The 2513-nt window shown below is 70.9% G+C and carries 5 protein-coding genes; all 5 read right to left on the bottom strand.

Going from position 1 to position 2513, the window contains the following annotated elements; all coding sequences use genetic code 11:
- A partial coding sequence (locus D6718_05635) for a type III secretion protein (GenBank protein ID RMG46415.1) occupies positions 1 to 602 on the bottom strand: 602 nt, incomplete at its 3' end.
- 1 nt (position 603) lies between these two features.
- Positions 604 to 873, bottom strand: a complete 270-nt coding sequence (locus tag D6718_05640) for a flagellar biosynthetic protein FliQ (protein ID RMG46416.1) — start codon at positions 871 to 873, stop codon at positions 604 to 606.
- 21 nt (positions 874 to 894) lie between these two features.
- A complete protein-coding gene (fliP, locus tag D6718_05645; GenBank protein ID RMG46417.1) occupies positions 895 to 1641 on the bottom strand; it encodes a flagellar biosynthetic protein FliP in 747 nt (248 codons plus the stop codon).
- Positions 1641 to 2003, bottom strand: a complete 363-nt coding sequence (locus D6718_05650; GenBank protein ID RMG46418.1) for a hypothetical protein — start codon at positions 2001 to 2003, stop codon at positions 1641 to 1643. The genes fliP and D6718_05650 overlap by 1 nt, the downstream gene beginning before the upstream one ends.
- Positions 1996 to 2307 (bottom strand): FliM/FliN family flagellar motor switch protein, encoded by a 312-nt coding sequence (locus tag D6718_05655; protein RMG46419.1) that lies wholly within the window; start codon positions 2305 to 2307, stop codon positions 1996 to 1998. Before D6718_05655 ends, D6718_05650 begins: the two co-directional genes overlap by 8 nt.
- Between the last annotated feature and the right edge of the window lie 206 nt (positions 2308 to 2513).

The raw sequence follows: 2513 nt of genomic DNA on the forward strand, positions 1-2513 counted from the left end.
ACGAGCATGAGACAAAGGTCGACGAGCAATCCGGCGACGAGGATGGGGGCGGCCAGGCGCAGCCCGAGCACCAGGACGCGGCCGGTCAGGGCCACCGCTCCCGGGAGCCAAGGTTGGGCGAGGGTACTCCCGCCCACGGGAACGATCTCGTAGGAGCGGGCGAGGACCGCGAGGAATTCGCGGTGCCCGCCGAGCGTCAGGTAGGCCACCAGAGCGAGCAGGCGGTAGAAGATCGCCAGCGTCGGCATCTGCTGTTGCGTGACGGGGTCGAGGACCGCGGCGATCGCGAGTCCGGCGGGATATCCCGCCAGGCCTCCCGCGTAGGTCGCCGCCTCCACGATGGCTCGCGCCGCGGTCCCGAGCAGCAGACCCACCAGCAGCTCGCCCGCCACGAGGGTGCCGGGCCCGGCGGTCGCTCTTGGCGCGGGTGCGACCGGAGCGAGCAGGACCGTGAGGACGAACGCCAGGGCGATCCGGGCGCGCACCGGCACCGCCACCGATCCGACGATCGGCGCCACCGCGACGAAGGCGCTGATGCGGAGCATCAACGCGAACGCCGGGAGAAGGCCGTCGAACGGGATCGGGACGGTGATCGGGGTCACTTCAGGCTCCGAGTGTGGCGATGATGTCGAAGATCTGCCGGGCGAAGCCGACGAGCAGCCGCAGGATCCAGTTCAGGGACAAGGTCAGGGCCAGGAAAACGGCCAGGATCTTGGGGATGAACGTGATGGTGATGTCCTGGATCGAGGTGGCGACCTGCAGGACGCTCACGACGATGCCCACCAGCATTCCCGCCATCAGCATCGGCAGACCGACCAAGAGCGTGATGCGCATCGCCTCGCGCCCGATCGTGATGACCATCATTTCGTTCATGGTTCGGCGGACCCTCCCCGATCACCTGAAGCCGGCGACGAGCGAGCCCGCCAGGAGACTCCACCCGTCGACGAGAATGAATAGGAGCACCTTGAACGGCAGGGAGACCATGACCGGCGGCAGCATCATCATTCCCATCGAGAGCAGGACCGAGGCGACCACCAGGTCGATGACGAGGAACGGCAGAAACAGCAAGAAACCGATCTCGAACCCCGTCCGGAGCTCGGAGATGACGAACGCCGGGACGACCACACGGAGCGGCAGGTCGTCGGGCCCGCGCGGGGTCTCGACGTGCGCCATGTTGACGAACAGGGCGAGATCGGCCTTGCGGGTGTGGTGAAGCATGAAGTCCTTCAGCGGGACCGAGGCCGCCTGCAACGCCTCGACGGTGTCGATCGCCCCCTCGTTGTAGGGGACCCACGCCTCGTCATGGACCTCGTCGAGCACGGGGGCCATCACGAACAAGGTCATGAAAAGAGCGAGTCCGATCAGGACCTGATTGGGCGGCATCTGGGGCGTGCCCAGCGCCTGGCGCAGGAAATGCAGGGCGATGACGAACCGGACGAAGCAGGTCATCAGCAGCAGGATCGAGGGCGCCACCGCCAGGACGGTGAGCAGCACCAGGATCCGCAGGGCCGTCGATCCCGGGGCCCCCGCGCCGTCGTTCAAGCGCAGCTCGATCGACGCGCCGTCGGGCGCGGCCTGCGCGACCGTCCCGGCGGCGAGGATGCCGATCAGCAGCCCCGCGAGGATGGCCCGCCGGCCCATCAGGCTCTCCCCCGCTCCCGGAGCGCGGCCGCCAGGCGGGCGGCGAACGCCCCCGGGTGCGGTCCGCCGGCGGCGGAGGTGTGCGCGGCGGCGCTCCGCGACGGGCCGAGGTCGCGAATGAGGCTGACGCCCTTTTCGCTCACCCCGAGCAGGAGGGTTCTCTCGCCGTCCTCGACGAGCACCACGTGGGCGCTGCGGGTCAACGGAAGTCGCTCGACGACGCTGAGCCGCCGCCCGCGCCCACCGAGGACGGAGCCGCGCCGGGCCAGGCGGCCGAACAGGACGGCGAGCGCGACGACCGCCAGCAGGGCCGCGGCCGTCCGCAGGATGTCCCCCCAGCCGGGACCGACCGCCTCAGTCATCGTCCGACCCCAGGCTGGTGACGCGGAACGCGATGCGCCCCTTGATCTCGACGAGTTCTCCGCGCCCGACGGCGATTCCTTCGACGATCAGCCGCGACGGCTCGCCGACCGGTGTTTCGGTCGGAACCACCGCCCCCGGCTGCAGGCGCAGAAGATCGCCGAGGCGCGCGGACCCGACGGCGATCCGCGCGGAGATGTCGAGCGGAAGGCGGTGGAACTCCTCGCGCTCGTAGCGCGGCCGGCGCGCGGGCGCCTCGTCCGAACGTGCCTCGGCGGCGGAACGGCTCTCGGGCATCGCGGCCATCTCCCGTGCGACAGCTCCGGGACAGCAAGGCGCGTGCCGCAGCGGGAGTCGCCGCCTATCGGCCGGTTTTGCAGTGTGTTAGCGTGAAGGGGGCGGCGGCGGGCGCGGCGCTCGCGCCGGCAGGCCGGCGCGGCGACGTCGGGGCGTTGACGCTCGCCCGGAAAACCCTGCCGGGGCCGGCCGGACCGCCCGGCCGGCCCCGGCGC

The organism is Acidobacteriota bacterium, from assembly GCA_003696075.1.
In the GTDB taxonomy this organism is placed as follows: domain Bacteria; phylum Acidobacteriota; class Polarisedimenticolia; order J045; family J045; genus J045.